The sequence below is a fragment of the Amycolatopsis sp. NBC_00355 genome, from assembly GCF_036104975.1.
GTDB lineage: Bacteria > Actinomycetota > Actinomycetes > Mycobacteriales > Pseudonocardiaceae > Amycolatopsis.
The window spans coordinates 3,820,397-3,842,289 of record NZ_CP107982.1; the positions used below are offsets into that span (position 1 = coordinate 3,820,397).

The 21,893-nt window shown below is 71.3% G+C and carries 18 protein-coding genes; 8 read left to right on the plus strand and 10 right to left on the minus strand.

The features are described from left to right. Positions 1–22: 22 nt before the first annotated feature. Positions 23–2,533, minus strand: a complete 2,511-nt coding sequence (locus OHS18_RS16525) for a DNA translocase FtsK (protein WP_328617641.1) — start codon at positions 2,531–2,533, stop codon at positions 23–25. Between the two features lie 796 nt (positions 2,534–3,329). Between OHS18_RS16525 and OHS18_RS16530 the strand changes: the two genes are divergently transcribed. The 5 genes from OHS18_RS16530 (at position 3,330) to OHS18_RS16550 (ending at position 8,837) form a co-directional block, all read left to right on the plus strand. Next, positions 3,330–4,136: a lysophospholipid acyltransferase family protein gene (locus OHS18_RS16530; RefSeq protein ID WP_328451627.1), complete on the plus strand. Its 807-nt coding sequence runs from the start codon at positions 3,330–3,332 to the stop codon at positions 4,134–4,136. Positions 4,137–4,203: 67 nt separating this feature from the next. After that, positions 4,204–4,818: an NAD(P)H:quinone oxidoreductase gene (gene wrbA / locus OHS18_RS16535; protein ID WP_328617642.1), complete on the plus strand. Its 615-nt coding sequence runs from the start codon at positions 4,204–4,206 to the stop codon at positions 4,816–4,818. A 50-nt stretch (positions 4,819–4,868) separates the two neighbouring features. Continuing rightward, a complete protein-coding gene (locus OHS18_RS16540) occupies positions 4,869–5,816 on the plus strand; it encodes an EamA family transporter (RefSeq protein WP_328617643.1) in 948 nt (315 codons plus the stop codon). A 119-nt stretch (positions 5,817–5,935) separates the two neighbouring features. Continuing rightward, on the plus strand, positions 5,936–7,261 hold the full coding sequence (locus OHS18_RS16545) for an amino acid permease (RefSeq protein WP_328618534.1): 1,326 nt from the start codon (positions 5,936–5,938) through the stop codon (positions 7,259–7,261). Positions 7,262–7,517: 256 nt separating this feature from the next. After that, positions 7,518–8,837, plus strand: a complete 1,320-nt coding sequence (locus OHS18_RS16550; protein WP_328617644.1) for a deoxyguanosinetriphosphate triphosphohydrolase family protein — start codon at positions 7,518–7,520, stop codon at positions 8,835–8,837. Positions 8,838–8,864: 27 nt separating this feature from the next. Here the strand turns inward: OHS18_RS16550 and OHS18_RS16555 are convergent, their stop codons facing one another. The 8 genes from OHS18_RS16555 to thyX form a co-directional block, all read right to left on the minus strand. After that, entirely contained in the window at positions 8,865–10,520 is a 1,656-nt protein-coding gene (locus OHS18_RS16555; RefSeq protein ID WP_328617645.1) for a VWA domain-containing protein, read from the minus strand. Positions 10,521–10,871: 351 nt separating this feature from the next. After that, positions 10,872–12,569 carry a ribonuclease J gene (locus OHS18_RS16560; protein ID WP_326943047.1) on the minus strand — a complete coding sequence of 566 codons (1,698 nt, stop codon included), beginning with the start codon at positions 12,567–12,569 and terminating at the stop codon, positions 10,872–10,874. Further along, positions 12,566–13,579 carry a 4-hydroxy-tetrahydrodipicolinate synthase gene (gene dapA / locus OHS18_RS16565; protein WP_328617646.1) on the minus strand — a complete coding sequence of 338 codons (1,014 nt, stop codon included), beginning with the start codon at positions 13,577–13,579 and terminating at the stop codon, positions 12,566–12,568. The genes OHS18_RS16560 and dapA overlap by 4 nt, the downstream gene beginning before the upstream one ends. Positions 13,580–13,680: 101 nt before the next feature. Continuing rightward, positions 13,681–15,174, minus strand: a complete 1,494-nt coding sequence (locus tag OHS18_RS16570) for a serine/threonine-protein kinase (RefSeq protein WP_328451614.1) — start codon at positions 15,172–15,174, stop codon at positions 13,681–13,683. 78 nt (positions 15,175–15,252) lie between these two features. Next, positions 15,253–15,693 (minus strand): hypothetical protein, encoded by a 441-nt coding sequence (locus OHS18_RS16575; protein WP_328451612.1) that lies wholly within the window; start codon positions 15,691–15,693, stop codon positions 15,253–15,255. Between the two features lie 25 nt (positions 15,694–15,718). Beyond that, positions 15,719–16,960, minus strand: coding sequence for an Nramp family divalent metal transporter (locus tag OHS18_RS16580; protein WP_328617647.1), 1,242 nt, complete (start codon positions 16,958–16,960; stop codon positions 15,719–15,721). A gap of 174 nt (positions 16,961–17,134) precedes the next feature. Continuing rightward, positions 17,135–17,533 carry an ACT domain-containing protein gene (locus OHS18_RS16585; RefSeq protein WP_247054657.1) on the minus strand — a complete coding sequence of 133 codons (399 nt, stop codon included), beginning with the start codon at positions 17,531–17,533 and terminating at the stop codon, positions 17,135–17,137. Then, a complete protein-coding gene (gene thyX / locus OHS18_RS16590) occupies positions 17,533–18,285 on the minus strand; it encodes an FAD-dependent thymidylate synthase (protein WP_328451607.1) in 753 nt (250 codons plus the stop codon). The genes OHS18_RS16585 and thyX overlap by 1 nt, the downstream gene beginning before the upstream one ends. Before the next feature lie 143 nt (positions 18,286–18,428). Here thyX and OHS18_RS16595 point away from each other — a divergent pair, with 143 nt between their 5' ends. From OHS18_RS16595 to OHS18_RS16605, 3 genes are all read left to right on the plus strand, one after another. Continuing rightward, positions 18,429–18,974, plus strand: coding sequence for a toxin-antitoxin system HicB family antitoxin (locus OHS18_RS16595; protein WP_328617648.1), 546 nt, complete (start codon positions 18,429–18,431; stop codon positions 18,972–18,974). Positions 18,975–18,986: 12 nt separating this feature from the next. Then, complete coding sequence (locus OHS18_RS16600; RefSeq protein ID WP_328617649.1) at positions 18,987–20,018, plus strand: DUF4097 family beta strand repeat-containing protein; 1,032 nt, start codon at positions 18,987–18,989, stop codon at positions 20,016–20,018. Positions 20,019–20,098: 80 nt separating this feature from the next. Continuing rightward, positions 20,099–21,184, plus strand: a complete 1,086-nt coding sequence (locus tag OHS18_RS16605) for an ADP-ribosylglycohydrolase family protein (protein WP_328617650.1) — start codon at positions 20,099–20,101, stop codon at positions 21,182–21,184. 147 nt (positions 21,185–21,331) lie between these two features. On the opposite strand, the gene OHS18_RS16610 is transcribed toward OHS18_RS16605, so the two are convergent. Beyond that, positions 21,332–21,760 (minus strand): alpha/beta fold hydrolase, encoded by a 429-nt coding sequence (locus tag OHS18_RS16610; RefSeq protein WP_328617651.1) that lies wholly within the window; start codon positions 21,758–21,760, stop codon positions 21,332–21,334. Positions 21,761–21,893 lie beyond the last annotated feature (133 nt).

The following is a 21,893-nucleotide window of genomic DNA, read 5'->3' on the forward strand; positions in this document are numbered from 1 at the left end:
GCCCGAAGCATCAACCAGGGCGTTATTCGTCGTCGTCCGGGTCCGAGGGCACTGGGTCGCCGCCGCGGATCATGAAGAGGACCGACTCCAGTTCCTCCGGCTTGATCAGCACGTCGCGGGCCTTCGAACCCTCCGACGGGCCGACCACGCCACGGCTCTCCAGCAGGTCCATCAGCCGGCCGGCCTTGGCGAACCCGACCCGCAGCTTGCGCTGCAGCATCGACGTCGAGCCGAACTGCGAGGTGACGATCAGCTCGGTCGCCTGGATCAGCACGTCGAGGTCGTCGCCGATGTCGGCGTCGATCTCCTTCTTCTCGCCGGCCTTCTGCGCGGTGACGCCGTCCTGGTAGTCCGGCTGCGCCTGCTCCTTGGCGTAGTTGACGACCGCGGAGATCTCCTCGTCGCCGACGAACGCGCCCTGGATGCGGACCGGCTTGCCGGCGCCCATCGGCAGGTAGAGCGCGTCGCCCATGCCGATCAGCTTCTCCGCGCCCGGCTGGTCGAGGATGACCCGCGAGTCGGTCAGCGACGACGTCGCGAACGCCAGCCGCGAGGGCACGTTGGTCTTGATCAGGCCGGTGACGACGTCGACCGACGGCCGCTGCGTGGCCAGGACCAGGTGGATGCCGGCGGCGCGGGCCTTCTGGGTGATCCGGACGATCGCGTCCTCGACGTCGCGCGGGGCGGTCATCATCAGGTCGGCGAGCTCGTCGACGATCGCCATGATGTACGGGTACGGCCGGTACTCGCGCTCGGACCCGGGCGGCGCGGTGATCTCGCCCGACTTGACCTTCTTGTTGTAGTCGTCGATGTGCCGGACCTTGTTGACCTGCATGTCCTGGTAGCGCTGCTCCATCTCCTCCACCAGCCAGGCCAGCGCGGCGGCGGCCTTCTTCGGCTGGGTGATGATGGGCGTGATCAGGTGCGGGATGCCCTCGTACGGCGTCAGCTCGACCATCTTCGGGTCGATCAGGATCATCCGGCACTCGTCCGGCGTCGCCCGCGCGAGCAGCGACACCAGCATCGAGTTGACGAAGCTCGACTTACCGGAACCGGTCGAACCGGCGACCAGGAGGTGGGGCATCTTCGTGAGGTTCGCGGTGACGAAGTGGCCCTCGATGTCCTTGCCGAGGCCGATCACCATCGGGTGATTGTCCTTGACCGTGGTCGGCGCGCGCAGGACGTCGCCCAGGCGCACCATCTCGCGGTCGGAGTTAGGCACCTCGATGCCGACCGCGGACTTGCCGGGGATCGGCGCCAGCAGCCGGACGTTGTCGGTCGCGACGGCGTAGGCGATGTTCTTGGTCAGCGCGGTGATCTTCTCGACCTTGACGCCCGGGCCGAGCTCGACCTCGTAGCGCGTGACGGTCGGGCCGCGGGTGAAGCCGGTGACCTGCGCGTCGATGCTGAACTGCTCCAGGACGCCGGTGATCGCCTCGATCATCGCGTCGTTGGCCTTGCTGCGGGACTTCGGCGCGTCGCCGAGCTTCAGCAGGTCGGGCGGCGGCAGCTGGTAGTCGCCTTCCACCGTCCGGGTGACCGCCAGTGGGGGCTCCGGAGCCTTCTTCGGCTTCTTTTCCGGCACCTCCGCCGGCGGCTTCGGCAGGGCCTTGGGCGGCTTGATCGGCGTCGGCATCTCGGCGAGGGCGGCGTCGAGGTCGAGCTGCTCGTCGTCGTGATCGCCCCGGCTCTGGCGCCGCCGGGACGGCTTGCGCAGCCTCGCGGCCTTCGGGTCGGCCTCGGTGACGGCGTCTTCGTCGGTGGCGAAGATCGAGCCCTGCTCGGCCTCCGCGATCTCCTCTTCGTCGAGGCCCCAGTTGCGCAGGCGCTGCGGGATCTCGCGGACCGGCGTGCCGGTGAACACGAGGATGCCGAAGACGAGGGCGAGGATCAGCAGCGGCACGGCGACCCAGGTGGTGACGCCCATGGTGAGCAGCCCGCCGGAGAAGGCGCCGACGATGCCGCCGGCGTACATCCGGCCGTCGTTGGTGCCGGGGAGCGCGGTGAAGATGTGCAGCATCCCGAGCACGGACAGCACGACCATGATCGTCCCGACGACCATCCGCGGCCGGGTCTCCGGATGCGGTTCGGACCGCATCAGCGCGACGGCCACCACCACGAGCACCAGCGGCAAGGTGACGGCGCCGGCGCCCAGCACGGTCCGTGTCGCGATCTCCACACCCGCGCCGATCGGCCCGGCGGCCCGCCACCAGACCCCGACGGCGGCGATGATGGCGAGCGCGATCAGCCCGAGCGCGAGCCCGTCACGGCGGTGCTCGGCTTCGAGTTCCCGGGTGCGCCCGACGGTGCGGGCCAGCGTCCCGATGCCCTTGGCCAGCAGGTTCCAGGTCCCGCGCACGCCCTTGCCGAAAACGCCGGGCGTCTTCCGCCGCGGCGCCGGCTTGCGGGCCGGGGGTTTCCGGGTGCTCCGGGTGGCGCCGGAGCTCGGCTTCGCCGGGGTACGGGGCTTGCGCGCCGCTGCTCCCTTCGCGCCGCTTCCCGTACTTCGCTTCCTCGTCGCCGACCCAGCCATGCTCCAACGGTAACCGCCGACGCCGTTTCGTCACATGCGCCACTCTCAGCGCATCGTGAACTTCTGCCTCACAGCGGGCGGGGTGGGGCCATCCGGGTGAAGGGGATGGGGGTTTCGGCGGGCGGAGCGCGCGAACGGGCCACTCGCGACCGTGCCGGACCCGGCGGGGCACCCGCGAACCACTCGCGACGCACCCCGCACCTCCGACCTGCGCGAAGGACCCCCTCGCCACGCCCACACGGCCCGACTTGCGCGAACGGACCGCTCGCTGCAAGCCCATACCGCCTGACCTGCGCGAAGAGACCTGCTCGCTACGCACCCATGTCACCTGACCTGCGCGAACGGACCCTTCGCTACGCACCCATACCGCCCGACCTGCGCGAACAGACCTGCTCGCCACGCACCCATGCCACATGACCTGCACGAACAGACCTGCTCGCCACGCACCCCATGCCGCCCGACCTGCGCGAACGGGCCTTCCGTGCCCGGCCGGGAGCCAGCGGCGGCGCGAGCTGAAAGCCGTGAAGGACTCCTTGAGGGACTCTGAGTCCCTCAAGGAGTCCTTCACGGACCTTCCCGAGCTGGGCGACCGAGCCGACCCCGCCCACCGCGTTCCCGCGAGCCCGGCGATGGGCGCGAGTGGCCCGTTCGCGACCAAGCCGTCACCAACGGGCCGCTCGCGCCCCACTCGACCCACCGGCCGGCCGGTGGGGCGAAAACGTGTCACCAAACCGCCCGGTCGGGAGCCGGATGAGGAGCCATCCGGGTGAAATCCGGCGTCTGCCATGCTCTGCGCATGTTCGCGCTGCGCACCGACGACTCGTCCCGCCGTGCCCCGGCCATCTGGCGGACCATGCTGAACATCGACCGCGGGCTGGTGAACCTGGTCGGGCGGCTCACCGTGTCCGGGCGGGTGCCCGCGCAGCTGCGGGGCAAGCCCCTGCTGATGGTCGCCAACCACATCGGTGTGTTCGACGCCTTCGTCCTGATGGCCGCGTGCAAGCGGATCGGGATCAACCCGCGCTTCATGCTGGCCGGCGGCATCCTGGACGCCCCCGTCATCGGGCCGGCGCTGCGCGTCAGCGGGCACCTGCGCGTCGACCGCAAGCACGCCGGCACCGCCGTCGGGCAGTTCGCCGAGGCCGTCGAGGCGCTCAAGACCACTCGCGAACCGATCATCGTCTACCCCGAAGGCCGGATCAGCCACGATCCCGGCCTGTGGCCCGAGCGCGGCAAGACCGGCGCCGCCCGCCTGGCGCTGGCCGCGGACGTCCCGGTGATCCCGATCAGCCAGTGGGGCGCGCACGAGGCCGTCTACTGGGGCACCGAGACCGTCAACGGCCCGGCCGACCTGCTCCCCCTCGCCCGCTCCGGGTTCAGCGCGCCGCTGCGCCGGCCGAAGTTCCGGGTGCACTTCGGCGACCCCGTCGACCTGTCGGGCGTCGAGCCGGAGCGGCCCGGCGCCGGGGTGCGGGCGCACGCGAAGATCATGCAGGCGATCACCGACGGCCTGGTCCCGCTGCGCGCCGGCGAGCTCGACCGGCCGCGGTTCCACGACCCGACGCGGCCGACCGACACCGTCAGCCCGTGGAAGCCCCGGTAACCCGGTAACCCGTAACCCGAGTCCGGATCTTGAGACGCGGGAAGAGCAGCACCTAGAGTCGGCGGACGTGAGCACACGGATACTCGTCGTCTACTACAGCGCGACCGGGAACACCGCCGCCCTCGCCGAGTCCCTCGCCGAAGGCGCGCAGGAGACCGGGGCCGAGGTACGGGTGCGGACCGTGCCGGAAACGGTGCCGCCGGCCGCGATCGCCACCAACCGCCGCTGGCAGGCGTGGGTCGACTCCGGGCCGCACCACGACCTCGCCACCCTCGACGACCTCCTATGGGCCGACGGCCTCGCGGTCGGCAGCCCGACCCGGTTCGGCGGCCCGGCCGCCCAGCTGAAGTCCTATTTGGACAGCACGGGTGGCCTGTGGGCACAGGGAAAACTGGCGGACAAGGTCGCGACGTCGTTCACCACGGCGTCGACCTCGCACGGCGGCCTCGAGTCGACGCTGCTGGCGATCAACAACGTCTTCTACCACTGGGGCGCGATCGTCGTGCCGCTCGGGTACACCGACCCGCACCTGATGGAGTCCGGCAACCCGTACGGCGGCTCGTTCGTCTCGCGCAAGTCGGCCTCGCCGGACGATCTCGCGCTCGGCGCGCTGCGCGTCCAGGGGCGGCGGCTGGCCACGATCACGACGCACGTCGCCACCGGGCTCAAGCAGGCGGAGTAACCGGGAAAACCATTTTGGTGGTCACGCCCGCGGCACCTAGAGTCGCGAGGGTGACCACCGAACTGCCCGTCGTCGCGCCACCGCGGGTCACCTCCCGCGGGCGCGGGACCACGCTCGTCCTGCTCGCCGCACTGTTCTTCAGCACCTCGGGCACGCTGGGCAAGTCGGCGATGTCCGCCGGCGTCACCCCGGAACAGATCGCCGCGGCGCGGATCACCCTCGCCGGCGCCGTGCTGCTCGCGGGCGTGGCGCTGGTCGCGCCGCGGAAACTGAAGGTGCGCCGGGAACACCTCCCGGTGCTGCTCGGGTACGGCCTGCTCGGCGTGGCCGGCGTGCAACTGCTGTACTTCGTCGCCGCCGGCCGGATCCCGGTCGGCATCGCGATCCTCCTGGAGTTCGTCTCGCCGGTGCTGATCGCGCTCTGGGTCCGGTTCGTCCGGCGCCACCGGCTGCCGCGGGCCGTCTGGGGCGGCATCGCCCTCGCGATGGCCGGGCTCGCGATGGTCGCGCAGGTCTGGCAGGGCGTGACCCTGGACGTCGTCGGCCTGCTCGCAGGCGTCGGTGCGGCCGTCTGCTCGGCCGGGTACTTCCTGCTCGGCGAGCGCGCGGTGGCCGACATCGACCCGCTGGGCCTGGTCACCTGGGGCATGGTGCTCGGCGCGGTCGCGGTGTGCGTCGTCGCGCCGCCGTGGACCTGGCCGGTGCGCCTGCTCGACGTCGACGTCGAGTTCGGGGCCTGGCACCCGCCCGTCTGGCTGCTGCTGACCCTGCTGGTCCTGGTGGCGACGGTGCTCGCCTACGTCTTCGGCATCTCGTCGCTGCGGCACCTGCCGGCGTCGGTGGCGAGCGTGCTCGGGCTGGTCGAACCGGTGATCACGACCGTCGCGGCGTGGCTGCTGCTCGGCGAGGAGCTGACCTGGCCACAGCTGCTCGGCGCGGCGATCCTGCTGGCCGGCGCGTACATCGTGCAGCGCAATTCGGAGATCCTCACCACCTGACGGTTCTTCACGAAGTAGCCCCCGGGTGCGACAATTCCGCGCACACCCGGGGAGGTTCGACCTTGACGAAGACCGGCACCGAGGGCCTGCGGCCCACCCTGCGCCAGCGGCACGTCCGGATGATCGCGCTCGGCGGCATCATCGGCGCGAGCCTGTTCATCGGCAGCGGCGCGGTGATCCACACCGTCGGCCCCGCGGCCGTGCTGTCCTACGCCCTCGGCGGGCTGCTCGTCGTGCTGGTGATGCGGATGCTCGGCGAGATGGCCACCGCGGCGCCGTCGCTGGGGTCGTTCATGGAGTACGCGCGGGAGGCGCTCGGCGGCTGGGCGGGTTTCACGATCGGCTGGCTGTACTGGTACTTCTGGGTCGGCGTCGTGGCGTTCGAGGCCGTGGCCGGGGCGAAGATCCTGCAGGGCTGGATCCCGGGGGTGCCGCAGTGGGTGTTCTCCCTCGCCCTGATGCTGCTGCTGACCGCGACGAACCTCGCGTCGGCGCGCTCGTTCGGCGAGACGGAGTTCTGGCTGGCCTCGATCAAGGTCGCCACCATCGTCGTCTTCCTGGTGCTGGGCCTGCTGTTCGTGCTCGGGCTCTGGCCGGGCGCGCACTTCTCGGCCGGCAACATCGGGCTCGACGGCTTCGTCGCGAACGGCCCGTTTTCCGTGGTGCACGGCGTGGTCATCGTGATCTTCTCCTACTTCGGCGCGGAGATCGTCACGATCGCCGCCGCGGAGTCGGACGAGCCGGAGACGGCCGTGCGCAAGGCGACCTCGACGATCGTCTGGCGCGTCATCGTGTTCTACGTCGGCTCGGTGGCGCTGCTGGTGATGATCACGCCGTGGCGCGACGTCCCGAGCGACACGAGCCCGTTCGCCGCCGCGTTCGGCCGCTTCGGCGTCCCGGCGGCGGCGACGATCGTGTCGGCGGTCGTCCTGACGGCGGCGCTGTCGGTGCTGAATTCGGGGCTGTACACGGCTTCCCGCATGCTTTTCGCGTTGCGGCGCCACGGCTGGGCGCCGAGCTGGGTCGCGGACACGAACCAGCGCGGCGTGCCGTGGAAGGCGATCCTGGTGTCCACTGTGGTCGGTTACGTGGCGGTGGTGATGAGCTACCTCTCCCCCGACAAGATCTTCTACTTCATCATCAACTCGGCGGGCGCGGTGGCGTTGTTCGTGTACGCCATCATCTGCGGCTCGCAGCTGCGCATGCGACGCCGTCTCGAAGCTTCGGCGCCGGAGAAGCTGAAACTGCGGATGTGGGGCTATCCGTGGCTGAGCTGGGTGGCGCTGGCCCTCACCCTGGTAGTGGTCGCGTCGATGCTGTTCGTGGACGAGGACACGCGGGTGCAGCTGTACCTGAGCCTGATCAGCTTGGCGGTGATCCTGGCGGTCTACGCCGTCATCCGCCGCCGGACAAGCCGGGCCCCGGCGGGCACCACGCGTGACTGAAATCCGAACTCGCGAGTTCCGGCGCTGATATCCGAACCCGCACGCCGGGGCTGTCCCACCGATGCCCAACTGCAACGAACCGTGCCCGGATGTCCCGACCTGATTCCGGGTCCGACACAACGCCGCAACTATGGCGGCGTCCAGCCGGCAACCAGTAACAGCTCTCTTGCCGCGGCGTTGTTGTACGGCAACAGCCAGTCAGCGAGGGACAGCCATGACAAAGCCGGCGCGGGGCGCGAAAAGAAGACACACCAAGGTGGAAGTCGATCCGTACCGAACGCCCTATCAGCGAGACCGCGACCGAGTGCTGTACTCCTCGGCATTCCGGCGCCTGTCCGGCGTCGCCCAGGTCGCCGCGGTGAACGAACAACGGGTTCTGCACAACCGCCTCACACACAGCCTGAAGGTGGCCCAACTGGGCCGTCGGCTGGTCCAGCACCTCAAACACGATAGGTCCGGGAAGTCACGTGATCTGTGGCGGGCGGCGGGCGTGAACGCGGATGTCGTGGAAACCGCCGGTCTCGTGCACGACATCGGCCATCCACCGTTCGGTCACATCTCGGAACCGGTCCTGAACGCGTGCTTGCGCCGGGTCGAAGGCCTCGAAGGGTTCGAGGGAAACGCCCAGTCCTTTCGCATAGTCACGAAGCTCGCCCGGCGGCGAACTGATCACCCGGGACTCGACCTCACCCGAGCCACGCTCGACGCGATGCTCAAGTACCCCCGAACACGGTCGGCGTCCGAGGACAATCCCTTCGACGTGCCGACGTGGACGGATCGTGGGTTCGGAGGCAAGTGGGGTACGTACCGGAGCGAGCTCATGGACTTCCGCTGGGCCCGGAAACGAGCTCGAGGTGACCGCAGGTCCGCCAACGCCGTTCTCATGGACTGGGCGGACGACATCACGTACGCGACCCACGACATCGAAGACTACTTCTGGGCCGGCCTGATCCCGTTGCACAACCTCCACAGTGACCGGGACGGGATTTTCAAGCATGCCTGCCGTCGGCTCGGTGGCCTGCAGGACTTCGATCCGGCGCGGTTCGCAGGAGAGCTGGACCGGGTCATCGACCGGTTCGAGAAAAGCATCTCTTCTTCCTGCTGGGACACCCGCCGCAACCGGTCCGCCATGAACGAGATCACCACCGAGAACCTCGGTGAATGCGTCCGGGCCGTTTCCTTCGCCGCCGAGGCTCCGTTCGTCACCGTGGATCCGCAATGCCAGTACCTGGTCGAGGCCTTGAAGGAACTGACTTGGTACTACGTCATCGACCGGCCGTCATTGGCGGTGATGCAAGAAGGGCAGAAGCACATCATCCAGTCGCTCTACGATCGGCTCAGCGACTGCTTGTCCGAGTCACCGAAGAGTCCGCGGCTGCCCATTCAGCTTCGGTCACTCTATCGAGATCTGGGCCACGATGAAGAATTCACGGCTTTCTCCGGCGGTTCAGACGTCCGGCGGGCACGCGCCGTCGTCGACTACATCTGTGTGTTGACCGAAGCGCAAGCCGTCGATCTGGACGAGCGGCTCTCCGGCCGATCGCACAGCTCGATGTTCGGAGCCTGGTTCAGCTGACGAGCCGTCGAGGCGCTGTCCACAACCTCATCCGCCGCCGGCGATCCGGCTCAGGGCTCCGAAGAACACTTCCGTGATCTTCGTCGGGTCCGCCGCCACGAACGCGCTTCCGCCCGTCGCCTTGGTCAGGTCGTCCAGTTCCGCCTTGTCCGCGTCCGGGCCGATGCCGACGCCGATCAGCGGGATCGGGCGTCTCGGGTCCTGCAGCTTCGCCAGCTCCGTCAGCAGGTCCGCGCGGTTGATGCCCTTCGGGTCCTCGTTGCGGCCGTCCGTCACGACGATCACCAGGTTCAGCCGGCCGGGCTCCCACTCGCGACGCGCCGTGCGGTAGGTCTCCAGCACGCTGTCGTAGAGGCCGGTCCCGCCGTCGGCGGTGGCTTTCAGCTGGCTCAGCTTCTCGAGCGCGCCGCCGGCCAGGTGCTGGGCGACCGGGGCCATCGGGAGGAGCTCGCGGTAGTCCTTGTCGCCGTCGAGACGGGTCGAGAACTCCAGTATCCGCAGCTGGGTCGCCGGTTTGAACAGGTGCAGGGCCTTCGCCGTGGCTTCGGTGGTCAGCTGCATCCGGTTCAGCCCGGTGCCGGGCACCTGCGCGTTCATCGAGCCGGAGACGTCGAGCAGCACCTGCACCCGCGCGCTCAGGTTGATCCCGGCCCACTGGTTGAGCAGCTGGTCGATGTCGGCGTCGGCCGGCATGACGGCCGTCCGGAAGCCCGAGGGTGACACGCGCGGGTCGTCGACGTGCTCGCGCAGTGCCTGGCCGCCCGCGGCCCGCAGGCCGGTCTTCGCGATGGCGTCGCCGCCCGAGCCGTTGAGCATCGCCTCGCGCAGCAGGTCGACGATCGGCTGCTGCTGCGGCGTGATCCCGCCGAGCTCGGTGAACGGGTAGTCCAAAGTGGGCACCGCCGTCGAGTAGACGCCGACCAGCGGTGACTCCGAGTCCTCGATGTTGTGGCGCAGCAACGAGTTCTCCGACACCGGGAACGCCGTCACCGAGCCCGTGCCGGCGCCGTCGCTCGAGCCCGGCAGCCGCGCGATGAGGTCGGTCTCCTCGCCGAGCGTGTTCGTCGAGAACCGCCGCAGCTGCGCGACGTACGCCGCCGCGGCGTCGGGGCCCGGCGCCACCGAGGCCCGGATCCCGAGCAGGGCCGTCGCGCCGACCGGGTCGCGGGCCGGGTCGGGCATGCCGGTGATGATCCCCGCCGCGCCGGGCGCCAGGACGTCGGCCCAGCTCAGCGTCCGCGACGGCCAGCCGAGGCCCTTCGCCGCCGCCTCCGCGACCGCCAGCACCACCGGTGAGCTGGCCACCGACGCGCCGGTCGCGGGGACGTCGGCGGCGCCGAGCTGGTGGGCGCGGCGCAGCGCGAGCGTGGAGTCGGGCACCCAGACCTGCGGCCGCGGGGTGCCGTCGGACATCGCGAGCCGTTCGGCGGCCAGCGTCGCCTCACGGGTCTGGACCTCGATGGAACCGCAGTCGATGTCGAGGCCCTGCACGACCAGCGACAGCGCGGGCGCGATGTCCGGCGAAGCGGTGACGAGGACCTTCGTCGGCTGCTCGCACGCCGACCGGGAGCGCACGACCGAGACGGTCACCCAGGCCGCGGTGCCGAGCACGACCACGAGACCGGTCGCCAAAGCGGGCACGAGCAGCCGGCGTCGTCGCCCGTCCGGCGAATGACGTCCCATCGGCGCGGCCTCTCTTCCCGAGGCGGGTGAACCCCAAGGCTAGACCGCGGTCCACCGGCCGCACGTGGTCCGGACGGGCTAAGTACGGCCGCAACCTCATCCCCGGGGTGGAGGTGATTCGTTCCCGGGCGGGATGTCGCGGGCAGCTCCCGGCGGAACACTGGGTGCCGTCGAAGGGGGTTCGCATGAAACCGACACGCGCCGAACAGCGCCGGGCCCGGTGGGACCTGGCGCGGCAGACCGCGACGGTGGCCGCCGCCCTGCTGCTCGCCAAAGCCGGACGCTGAAACGCCGTGAGGGGCACCTTCAGGGACGTGGTGTCCCTGAAGGTGCCCCTCACGGCGGCAAAACCTAGACCGGGATGACCGTCGGGACGATCATCGGGCGGCGGCGGTAGGTGTCGGCCACCCAGCGGCCGACCACGCGGCGGACCGCCTGGGCGATGCGGTGGGTGTCGGTGATGCCTTCGGCCTCGGTGCGCGCCAGCTCCATCTCCACCAGCGGCACGACGGCGGCGAGCGCCTTCGGGTCGTCGGAGAAGCCGCGCCCGGACACCGTCGGGGCGCTGACCGGGCGGCCGGTGGCGGATTCGATCGCGACACTGATCGAGATGAACCCGCCTTCGCCCAGTACCAGCCGGTCGGACAGGGTCGACTCGCCGACGTCGCCGACCGAGAGGCCGTCCACGTAGACGTGCCCGACCTCGACCCGGCCGGTGCGGGAGGCCTTGCCGTCGACCAGGTCGACGACCACGCCGTCTTCGGCGATCACCACGTTGTCCGCCGCGACGCCGGTGCGGATCGCCAGCTCGGCGTTGGCCTTCAGGTGCTTCCACTCGCCGTGGACCGGCATCACGTTGCTCGGCCGGACCGCGTTGTACAGGTACAGCAGCTCGCCCGCCGACGCGTGGCCGGAGACGTGCACCTTGGCGTTGCCCTGGTGCACGACGTTCGCCCCGAGCCGGGTCAGGCCGTTGACCACGCCGAACACCGCGGTCTCGTTGCCCGGGATCATCGAGCTGGCCAGCACGACGGTGTCGCCGGCGCGAATGGAGATCTGCCGGTGCTCACCGCGCGCCATCCGCGACAGCGCCGAGAGCGGCTCGCCCTGGGAGCCGGTGGAGACGAACAGGACCTTGCTCTCCGGCAGTCCGCTCGCCTGGTCGAGGTCGACCAGCAGGCCGTCCGGCACGTTGAGCAGGCCCAGGTCGGCCGCGATGCCCATGTTGCGGACCATCGACCGGCCGACGAACGCGATCCGGCGGCCGTGCCGCTGCGCGGCGTCGAGCACCTGCTGGACGCGGTGCACGTGGCTGGCGAAGCAGGCCACGATGACCCGCTGGCCGACCCGGCGGACGACGTCGTCGAGGACCGGGCCGATGTCGCGCTCGGGCATCACGAACCCGGGGACCTCGGCGTTGGTCGAGTCGACGCAGAACAGGTCCACGCCCTCGTCGCCGAGGCGGGAGAACCCGGCCAGGTCGGTGAGGCGCCCGTCCAGCGGGAGCTGGTCGAGCTTGATGTCGCCGGTGTGCAGGACGACGCCCGCCGGGGTGCGGATGGCGACGGCCAGCGCGTCCGGGATCGAGTGGTTCACCGCGAAGAACTCGAGGTTGAACACGCCGACGTCGCGGCGCTCCCCCTCGCGGACCTCGATCAGCTTCGGCCGCTGCCGGTGCTCCTTGGCCTTGGCCGCGAGCAGGGCGTTGGTGAACCTCGAGCCGTAGATCGGCAGGTCCGGCCGCAGGCGCAGGAGGAACGGGACGGCACCGATGTGGTCCTCGTGCCCGTGGGTGAGCACCAGACCTTCGATGTCGTCGAGGCGGTCCTCGATCGCGCGGAAGTCGGGCAGGATCAGGTCGACGCCGGGCTGGTCGTCCTCGGGGAAGAGCACCCCGCAGTCGACGATGAGCAGCCGGCCGGCGAACTCGAACACGGTCATGTTGCGCCCGACCTCGCCGATACCGCCCAGCGCGACTACGCGCAGGGCTCCGGCGGGCAGTTCGGGCGGGGCGTTGGTGGGGCCTGGACCTGGGGGAAGTGAGCTCACCGAGGCAGGGTCCCAACGCTGGTGTGCGAGGTCGGCGCCACGTAGGCGGCCCTCGAGTCTGCTTGTGCCACCCGCTCACCATGCCAGTCCTGGGCCGCCGTGTCGCCCAGCGGCACGCCGCCCTGGGCCAGATCGGCGGCGATCATGGCCGTCTGGTCGGTGGTCGGGGCCACGATCGGGAGCCGCGGCTCGCCGATGTCGAAGCCGCGCAGCCGCAGCGCCGTCTTGCTGAACGCGACCCCGCCGACCCGCGACATCGCGCGCAGCACCGGCAGCATGCCGCGGTGGTTGGTGCGCGCGGTGGACGTGTCGCCGTTCTCGTAGGCGTCGATCATCGCGCGGATCCGGCCCGCGACGACGTGACCGATCACACTCACCACTCCGGTGCCGCCGACGGAGATCCAGGGCAGGTTCAGCCCGTCGTCACCCGAGTAGTACGCGAGGTGGGTGTTGGCGATGACCTCGGAGCCGGCGATCAGGTCGCCCTTGGCGTCCTTGACCGCGACGATCCGGGAGTGCTCGGCCAGCCGCAGCAGCGTGTCGACCTCGATCGGGACGACCGAGCGCGGCGGGATGTCGTAGAGCATCACCGGCAGGCCGGTGCTGTCGGCGACCGTGGTGAAGTGCGCGTAGAGCCCGGCCTGGCTGGGGCGCGAGTAGTACGGGGTGACGACCAGCAGCCCGTGCGCGCCCGCGGCTTCGGCCTGCTTGGCCTGCTCGATGCTGTGCGCGGTGTTGTTGGTGCCCGCGCCGGCCACGACGGTCGCGCGGTCGCCGACGGCCTCGACCACGGCGCGGATCAGCTCCTGCTTCTCCGTGTCGGTCGTGGTCGGGCTCTCGCCGGTGGTGCCGTTGATGACGAGGCCGTCGTTCCCCAGCTCCACGAGGTGCTCGGCCAGCTCCTGCGCCCGCTTCAGGTCCAGCGCGCCGTCGGCGCCGAAGGGGGTGGCCATCGCGGTGAGCACGCGCCCGAACGGCCGTCCGGGCGCGGCGGTAGGTGGGTTGGACATGCTGAGACGGTACCCCGTCCCCCCGACGAAAACCGCGCCGACCTGGCCGGGTGCGGGAAGTGCGGAGGATTTCCGGGGACCGGCCGCTCGTCGCGGAACTTCTACTTGACCTTGGTCACGATCGGCGCGGTGATGGGGCCGCCGTCGGCCTTCGTGAGCACGCAGTAGAAGTCGCGGCTGGGTTCGTCGGTCGCCTTCGACGGCGCGCCGTCCCACTCCGCCTGGGTGGGCACGAGCGCGCGGTAGGTGAGGCCGGTGCGCTTGGCCTCCGGCACGATCGAGGAGCGGAACGCGGTCGCGCACGCGGCTTCGGCGCTGGCCTTCACGGCGTCCAGGCCGGGATAGGCCGCCACCTTCGCGTCGTCGGAGTTCCAGTTCTCGACCGACAGCAGGCCGCCGACCTCGAAGATCTCCATCAGGTGGGTGCCCTCGCAGTTGTCGGACTTGGTCTCCGAGCTGATGATCGCGCCGTCCTGCACCGGGGTGTTGAAGCACCGGTAGTAGCTGTCGACCTCGGCGCGGAGCTGGCCGCCGATGCCGTAGGTCATGGTCGGCTGCTTCTGCGCGTCGACGGCGGGCTTCTCGAAGGCCCGGCCCGCGAAGAACCCGCCGATCAGGGCGCCCACCACGAGCACCGCGGCGGCCGCGATCCACAGCCCGCGCAGGTTCTTCTTCGGCGGCTGCGGCGCCATCCTGGTCGGCGGGCCGCCCTGCTGCAGCATCGTGCCGCCCGGCGGCGTGGGCCGCACGCCCTGCGCCGTGGCCAGCAGGTTCTGGGCCTGCGCCGACGTCAGCCGGGCCTCCGGCTTGGCGACCAGCAGCCCGAGGATCACCGCGGCGATCGGGCCGTGGCCGCGGGTCAGGTACGGGATCTCGGTCATGATCGCGTGCAGCGTCGCGGCCGTGGTCGACCGCTCGAACGGCATCGTGCCCTCGACCGCGTAGAACAGCGTCGCCCCGAGGGACCACAGGTCCGACTCGGGCATCGCTTCCCGGCCTTCGACGCGCTCCGGCGCCATGAAGGCGGGCGAGCCGACGATCATCCCGCTGGTGGTCAGGCGCGGGTCGTCGATGGCGTGGGCGATGCCGAAGTCCGTCAGCTTCACCCGGCCGTCCGGCGCGACCAGGATGTTCGCCGGCTTGACGTCGCGGTGCACGATCCCGGCCTGGTGCGCGGCCTGCAGCGCGGTGAGCACCCGCTCCCCCAGCTGCGCGGCCTGCGCCGAGTGCATCGGGCCGCGCTGGCGCACGAGGTCGGCCAGCGACGGTGCCTCGACCAGTTCCATCACGATGAACGTGGTGCCGCCGTCGGTGACGACGTCGTAGACCGTGACGATCGAGGGGTCGTTGAGCCGCCCGCCGGTGCGCACCTCGCGCAGGGCGCGTTCGGAGAAGACGGCGGCGGATTCGGCGTCGGGCAGCCGCAGTTCCTTGACCGCGACCTGGCGGCCGATCACCTGGTCCTGCGCCCGCCACACGACGCCCATGCCGCCCCGCCCGAGCTCGCCGAGCAGGACGTAACGGCCCGCGACAACCCGCTGACCAGGCGTGGCGGGCGCCCGCGGCGGGTACGGGCGGGTTTGTTCGTCGGTCACGGTGCTCCTTCAGGCGGCGGTCGCGCAGATGCTAGTCGGACCGCCGCGGAGCGCCTCGGGTTCCGCGCAATTCGTGACTCAGCGAGCCGGGGCGTACCTTTCGCCGTGGTACGGGATCCAGCGGTAGCCCGGGGCGAAGTCGCTGAAGTCGGACCGCCGCCCGGTCGCGAACCAGATGTCCTCGCTGACCACGAGACCGGGCACGAGCGTCAGGTCCTGGGCCATGAGCTGGTCGTAGCTGCGGAGCTCGTCGGTCTTCGGACCGGCGAGGGCGTAGCGGTAGACCGGTGGCGCGGTCCGGAGCTGCCAGTAGAGCCGGCGCCCGGCCGCGGTGACGGCCGTCGCGTCCTCGTCGGACTCGACGCCGCGCTCGCCCATCCCCTCGGGCGCCACGCCGCACCACCAGCCGCCGTTGGCGGTGAAGATGCGCGAAGGCCAGCCGTCGAAGTGGCGCGCGAGATCCCGGGCGTGGGTCTCACGCCCTCCGCATTCGGCGTTGAGGGCGAAGATCCAGGCCATGGTTGCGGCCTCCCTGGTCGTGGTGTCAGCCGGTGAAGGTCAAGTAGATCAGCACCAGGTTCAACGCGATGATGACCGCCGCGATCAGCGACGCCGCCACCGTCGTCAGGCGGTGGTTGGCGTCCGCGCCCATCAGCTCGCGGTCGGCCGTCAGGCGGATCAGCGGTACCAGCGCGAACGGGATCCCGAACGACAGCACCACCTGCGAGACGACCAGCGCCGCGCTCGGGTCGGCACCGAGCGCGAGGACCACGATAGCCGGGGTGAGGGTGACCAGGCGGCGCAGGACCAGCGGAACCCGTTTGTGGAGCAGGCCCTGCATGATCATCGCGCCCGCGTACGCGCCGACCGACGTCGACGCGAGGCCGGAGGCGAGCAGGCCGATCGCGAACATCAGGGCGATGCCGGGGCCGAGCGCCTGGGAGACGGCGCCGTGCGCGCCCTCGATGCTGTCGACACCCTCCTGGCCCTGCAGATTCGTGGCCGCGAGCAGCAGCATCCCGAGGTTGACCGCGCCGGCCAGGAGCATCGCCAGGCCGACGTCGGCGCGGGTGGCGCGCAGCAGCCGGCGCCGGCTGCCGGCGTCCGCCCGGCCGTGGCGGTCGCGGACCAGGCCGGAGTGCAGGTAGACGGCGTGCGGCATGACCGTCGCGCCGAGCATCGCGGCGGCGATCAGCACGCTGCCGGAGCCCTCGAAGCGCGGGACCAGCCCGCCGAGCGTGCCCGACGCCGACGGCGGCTCGACGAACAGGCTGGCCAGGAAGCCGATCGCGATGACCAGCAGCAGGCCGGTGACGACGCGCTCGAACGTCCGCTGGCCGCCGCGGTCCTGCACGGCCAGCAGCGTCAGCGACACCGCGCCGGTGATCAGGCCACCGGCGACGAGCGGCAGGTCGAACAGCAGGTAGAGGGCGATGGCGCCGCCGACGACCTCGGCCAGGTCGGTGGCGATGGCGACGACCTCGGCCTGCAGCCAGTACCCGAGCCGAGCCGGCCGGGACAGCCGGGCGCGCAGGGCCTCCGGCAGCGACATCCCGCTGACCAGGCCGAGCTTCGCCGACAGGTACTGGACGAGCACGGCCATCAGGTTCGCCACGACGATCACCCAGACCAGCAGGTAGCCGTAGCGGGCGCCGGCGCTGATGTTGGCCGCGACGTTCCCGGGATCGACGTAGGCGATCGCCGCGACGAACGCCGGGCCGAGCAGGGCCGAGCCGGTGCGCAGGCGCGACACCAGTTTCGGCCTGGCGGCCTCGGTCACAGCCATGGCGCCTGCCTCTCGAACCGGATGTCGGGGACCCAAAACCGAAGTTTAGGCATGCCGAACTTTCCCTGACAAGGGTGACCGCTCCCACCCTCGCCCGGCCGGGTACCCCGAAAAGCCGTGAAGGCCTCCTTCCCGGCCATAAGAGCCGGTAAGGAGGCCTTCACGGACAACGAGTCAGGGGTGGGCGACCTCGTGGCCGGATTCACGCAGGGCCTTCACGGCGTGGTCGAGCTCGGTCGCGCGGACCAGGATGTGGTCGGTGTCGAACGTGGACATCGAGAACAGCGCGACGCCCGCCGCGGCCAGCTCCGAGGCCAGCGCGGCGATGATGCCGGTGAGGGTGAACTCGAGCGGGCCGCGGACCGACAGCAACCGCCAGCCGTCCTCCGCGGCCGAGCTGCCGGCCGGTTCGCGCCCGGCCGGGCAGATCACCGACAGCTCTTCGGGCGTCCGGGTCACCGAGACGAACGCCGGTTCGCCGGGAGCGAGCAGCTCCGCCGGCACCGGGGCGTCCGCGGGCAGCCGGACGACGGCGTACTCGCCGGGCCGGACGTCGATCGCGAGGCGCTTCATCAGCCTTCGAGGACCTTCGGGCTCGTGGCGATCTCGGTGCCGTCGGGCAGGGTCGAGATGGTGAAGTCCGCGAAGATGTTGCCCGCGGCCTTCTGCAGCTGCCGCAGGCACTCCACCGCCAGCTCGCGGATCTCGACGTCGGCGTGCTCGGTGGCGCGCATCGCGACGAAGTGGCGCCACGCGCGGTAGTTCCCGGTGACGACGATGCGGGTCTCGGTCGCGTTCGGCAGCACGGCGCGCGCCGCCTGGCGGGCCTGCTTGCGGCGCAGGGTCGCGCTCGGCACGTCGGCGAACTTCTCCTCGAGCCCGGCGAGCAGCTCGGTGTAGGCGTCGACGCTCGCCTGGGCCGCGGCGAGGAACTTCTCGTGCAGCGCCGGGTCGTTCGCGATCACCTCGGGCTCGACGAAGGCCGCGTTGCGCTCGGGCACGTACCGCTGGGAGAGCTGCGAGTACGAGAAGTGGCGGTGGCGGATCAGCTCGTGGGTCAGCGAGCGCGAGATACCGCTGATGTAGAAGCTGACGGAACCGTGCTCCAGCACCGAAAGGTGGCCGACGTCGATGATGTGCTCGATGTAACCGGCGTTGGTCGCGGTGACCGGGTTCGGCTTCTTCCACGACTGGTAGCAGGCGCGTCCCGCGAACTCGGCGAGCGCCTGGCCGCCGTCCGCGTCGGTCGACCAAGGCACGTCCTCGGGCGGGAAGAACTCCGTCTTCGCGATCAGCTGCACCTTGGGTGACACGGTTTCGGCCACGTCCGCACTCCTTCTCCCGGCCCGACTCCACGACTCCAGCGCAGCCTAACCGCGTGAGGGCGGCCACTCCCGGGCGACACGTGACACCGCCGCGACACCGCCGTCTCCTTGACTGACATCACGAGTGACGTCATAGTGGTGTCATGGACCTGACGCCGTACATCGCCAACCTCCGCGAGGACCTCGCGAACACGGCCTCCGCCGGGGATGAGCACACCCGGCGTGCGGCCGCCCTGCTGTCGGCCGCGCTCGAACCCGCGGTCCGCCTGACGTTGATGAACGCCCTCGCGGACCTCGCCGCCGAGGTCACCGCCACCTTACCCGGCCAAGTCGTCGACGTCCGCCTCGACGGCCGGGACGTCCGCGTGGTCGTCACCGGCGCCGCCGAAGAACCTCGAGCGCCCCGGCCGGACGAGACACCACGTGACACCACGCCGCCACCACCGATCGACACCGGTGACATCACGCGCATCACGTTGCGCCTGGTCGACCAGATCAAGGGGCAGGCCGAGCGCGCCGCGCAGGCGCAGGGCGTCTCGCTGAACACCTTCGTTTCCCAGGCGGTGCAGGGGGCGCTGGGCCACGGCGGGCTGGGCGGCAGCGGCCTGGGCGGGCTGGGCGGCGCGCGCAAGCACCACTCCAAGAGCGATCAAAGCGGCTCCCGCCTGCACGGCTGGGTCGAGGGCTGAGGGGAAACGACCATGAGCGAAGAGCAGACGACACCGAACGAAGAGAACCGCGCCTCGGAGGTTCCGGCCGACGAGGCTCCCACTGATCAGACTTCCGCTGATCAGACTTCCGCTGAAAAGGCCCACGCCGAAGAGGCCCGCACCGAGGAGACCACGGCCGACGGGCTGGTGCGCGTCCAGGAGTTCGAGGCCGGCGGGCCGCTCGAGCTGGACGTCGCCGTGACGATCGGGCGCGTCGAACTGGTGCTGGAGGGCGACTCCGGCGCCCACGTCGAGCTGCGGCACGACCGGGGCGAGCAGCAGCCGTGGGTGGAGGGTGTCAACAACCTGCTGTCCTGGGTCGGCGAGCGCTTCGGCGACCAGCTGGGGGTCGACCCCGCGACGTCGCCCGCCGAAGCGGTGAAGCAGAGCCGGATCGAGAAGCTGGGCAACCGTCTGGTCGTCCAGGCGCCGAAGGCGTGGCAGCTGCGCAACGTCGCGCTGTCGGTGATCGTGCACGCGCCGGCGGGTTCGCACGTCCAGGTGCGGGCGGGCGCGGCGGACGTCACCGTCGCCGGCTCGGCCGGGCGGGTGGACGTGCTGACCGGGTCGGGCGAGGTGAAGCTCGACCGGGCCGACGGCGCGGCGACCGTGCGCACCGGCAGCGGCGCGATCAAGCTCGGCCCGACGCTCGGCGGGCTGCAGCTGCGCAGCGGCAGCGGCAACGTCGAGGCGACGTCGCTGGCCGGCTCGGCGACCCTGGCGACCGGCACCGGCGACGTCTGGCTGGGCGCGGTGTCCGGCGAGGTGATGGCCCGCACGGGCAGCGGCGACCTTTCGGTGGCCGACGCCGGTTCCGGCACGCTCGACCTGATCACCGGCTCCGGCGAGGTCCGCATCGGCATCCGCGGCGGCACGGCCGCCGAGGTCGACCTGACCTCCAGCGGCGGTCGCGTCTCCAGCGAGCTGGACGTCGCCGACGCCGCTCCCGAGGGCGGCGTGACGCTGAAGGTCCGCGCCCGCACGGGCTCCGGCAACGCCGTGGTGACACGCGCGGCCGGCTGAATGAAGGGGGTGACGGGCCGTTCCCGGCGGGGGTGCCGGGAACGGCCCGTTCCATGCCCGGACAGTGCCAGGATGGCGGCATGACGACGGTGGAGACCGAGCGCGCGGTGTACCGGGCGCGCCTGCGCGGGTGCTTGCTGGGCGGGGCGATCGGGGACGCGCTCGGCAACCCGGTCGAGTTCCGGGCCCTCGCGGCGATCCGGCAGCCGGTCGAGCTGGTGGCGAACGCCGAGGGCGTCGCGGAGATCACCGACGACACGCAGATGACGTTGTTCGGCTTCGAGGGCTTCCACCGCGGCTGGGTCCGCGCGCAGGCGAAGGGCATCGGCGGCGCGCTGGCGCCGCTGGTGCACGACGCGTACCTGCGCTGGCTCGACACGCAGGAGCACCCGGCGCCGCCGCCCGCGGACGGCCGGCGGCACCGGGCCGGGCAGCTGCGGCTGGAGCCGTGGCTCTACGCGCGGCGGGCGCCGGGTTCGGCGTGCCTCTCCGGCCTTCGCGCGGCCTACACCCCGGACACCTACGCCGAGCCGGACGGCCGGCCGGGGCCGGTCAACCCGGACTCCAAGGGCTGCGGCACGGTGATGCGCTCGGCGCCGTTCGGGTTCGCCGGCGGCGCGCGGCACGCCTACGTCGTCGCGGCCAACTGCGCGCGGATCACCCACGGTCATCCGACCGGCTACCACGCGGCGGGTGCGTTCGCGGCGATGATCGCGTACCTGCTCGAAGGCGAGTCGCTGGAAGCCGCGGTGCTGCGGTCGATGCGGCTGCTCGCGCGCTATCCGGCGCACGAGGAGACACTGGCCGCGGTGCACCGGGCGCTGGAGCTGGCCGACGCGGGCGACGCGACGCCGGAACGCGTGGAGTCCCTCGGCGGCGGCTGGGTGGCCGAAGAGGCGCTGGCGATCGCCGTCTACGCGGCGCTGGCACCGGTGAGCGTGCCGGACACGCACCCGGAATCGGCGTTCCGCGCCCGGCTCCGGCTGGCCGTCACGCACTCCGGGGACAGTGATTCGACCGGGTCGATCTGCGGAAACCTGCTCGGCGCAAGGCATGGCGACGGCGTGCTGCCGTGGGACTGGGTGTCCCTTGTGGAGGGTCGCGCGACGATCGCACGGCTGGCGGACGACTTCGCGACGGAGACGGCGCAGACGCGCGGGTACTAGGCGAGGAACCCCGCGACCTCGGCGAACCACTTCGCCGGCGCCCGCCGGTGGATGCGGTGACCGGCGTCGAGGGTCGCGACGACGGCGTCCGGGCCAGGAGCTCGTACCGCGACTGGTCGAGGTGGCTCGGTTCGCCGCCGGCGAGGATCACCATCGGGACCGTGATCGACGGCAGCCCGGCCCACCACGCTCGTGGGGTTCGCGCAGCCTGGCGACGACGTCGCGCAGCATCCGCGGGTCGAAGCGGCCGCGTCCGGGAAAAGCGAGCGCGCGCATCGCGAACCCGGTACTCCGCTGCCGGGCCGGGGGCTCGTCCGGGAGGTTTCGCCTCGGCACCGGCGGCTCTTCGAGCACCAGCCGCGTGACGCGGTCCGGCTGGTGCGCCGCGACCAGGCTCGCGGTCAAGGCGCCGAGCGAATGCCCGACGAGCACCCGCTCCGGCGCCGGCCGGTCCAGTTCGGCGAGGACGGCGTCGCGGAAGGCCGTCAGCGGGTAGGCCCTTCGCCAGGGCGCGCCGCCATGGCCGGGCAGTGCACGCGGTAGCCGACCCCGGCCGGCCGGGGTGACGGCGCGCATCCCGTGGCGGGATGCGCGCCGCCGTCGTACCGATCGACGGGAAAGTCCCCGGCACCAGCTGCACGACGTCCCCCACGCCGGGGCGCGGGCCCGCCACGCGGTGAAGGCGCTGCTGGGCTGACAACGGTCGCGG

Bases quoted from the DNA above. Each gene is read 5' to 3' on its own strand.
- OHS18_RS16525 (WP_328617641.1), bottom strand. From the start codon at position 2,533: ATGGCTGGGTCGGCGACGAGGAAGCGAAGTACGGGAAGCGGCGCGAAG.
- OHS18_RS16530 (WP_328451627.1), top strand. From the start codon at position 3,330: ATGTTCGCGCTGCGCACCGACGACTCGTCCCGCCGTGCCCCGGCCATC.
- OHS18_RS16545 (WP_328618534.1), top strand. From the start codon at position 5,936: ATGATCGCGCTCGGCGGCATCATCGGCGCGAGCCTGTTCATCGGCAGC.
- OHS18_RS16555 (WP_328617645.1), bottom strand. From the start codon at position 10,520: ATGGGACGTCATTCGCCGGACGGGCGACGACGCCGGCTGCTCGTGCCC.
- dapA (WP_328617646.1), bottom strand. From the start codon at position 13,579: ATGTCCAACCCACCTACCGCCGCGCCCGGACGGCCGTTCGGGCGCGTG.
- OHS18_RS16575 (WP_328451612.1), bottom strand. From the start codon at position 15,693: ATGGCCTGGATCTTCGCCCTCAACGCCGAATGCGGAGGGCGTGAGACC.
- OHS18_RS16580 (WP_328617647.1), bottom strand. From the start codon at position 16,960: ATGGCTGTGACCGAGGCCGCCAGGCCGAAACTGGTGTCGCGCCTGCGC.
- OHS18_RS16585 (WP_247054657.1), bottom strand. From the start codon at position 17,533: ATGAAGCGCCTCGCGATCGACGTCCGGCCCGGCGAGTACGCCGTCGTC.
- OHS18_RS16595 (WP_328617648.1), top strand. From the start codon at position 18,429: ATGGACCTGACGCCGTACATCGCCAACCTCCGCGAGGACCTCGCGAAC.
- OHS18_RS16600 (WP_328617649.1), top strand. From the start codon at position 18,987: ATGAGCGAAGAGCAGACGACACCGAACGAAGAGAACCGCGCCTCGGAG.
- OHS18_RS16605 (WP_328617650.1), top strand. From the start codon at position 20,099: ATGACGACGGTGGAGACCGAGCGCGCGGTGTACCGGGCGCGCCTGCGC.
- OHS18_RS16610 (WP_328617651.1), bottom strand. From the start codon at position 21,760: ATGCGCGCCGTCACCCCGGCCGGCCGGGGTCGGCTACCGCGTGCACTG.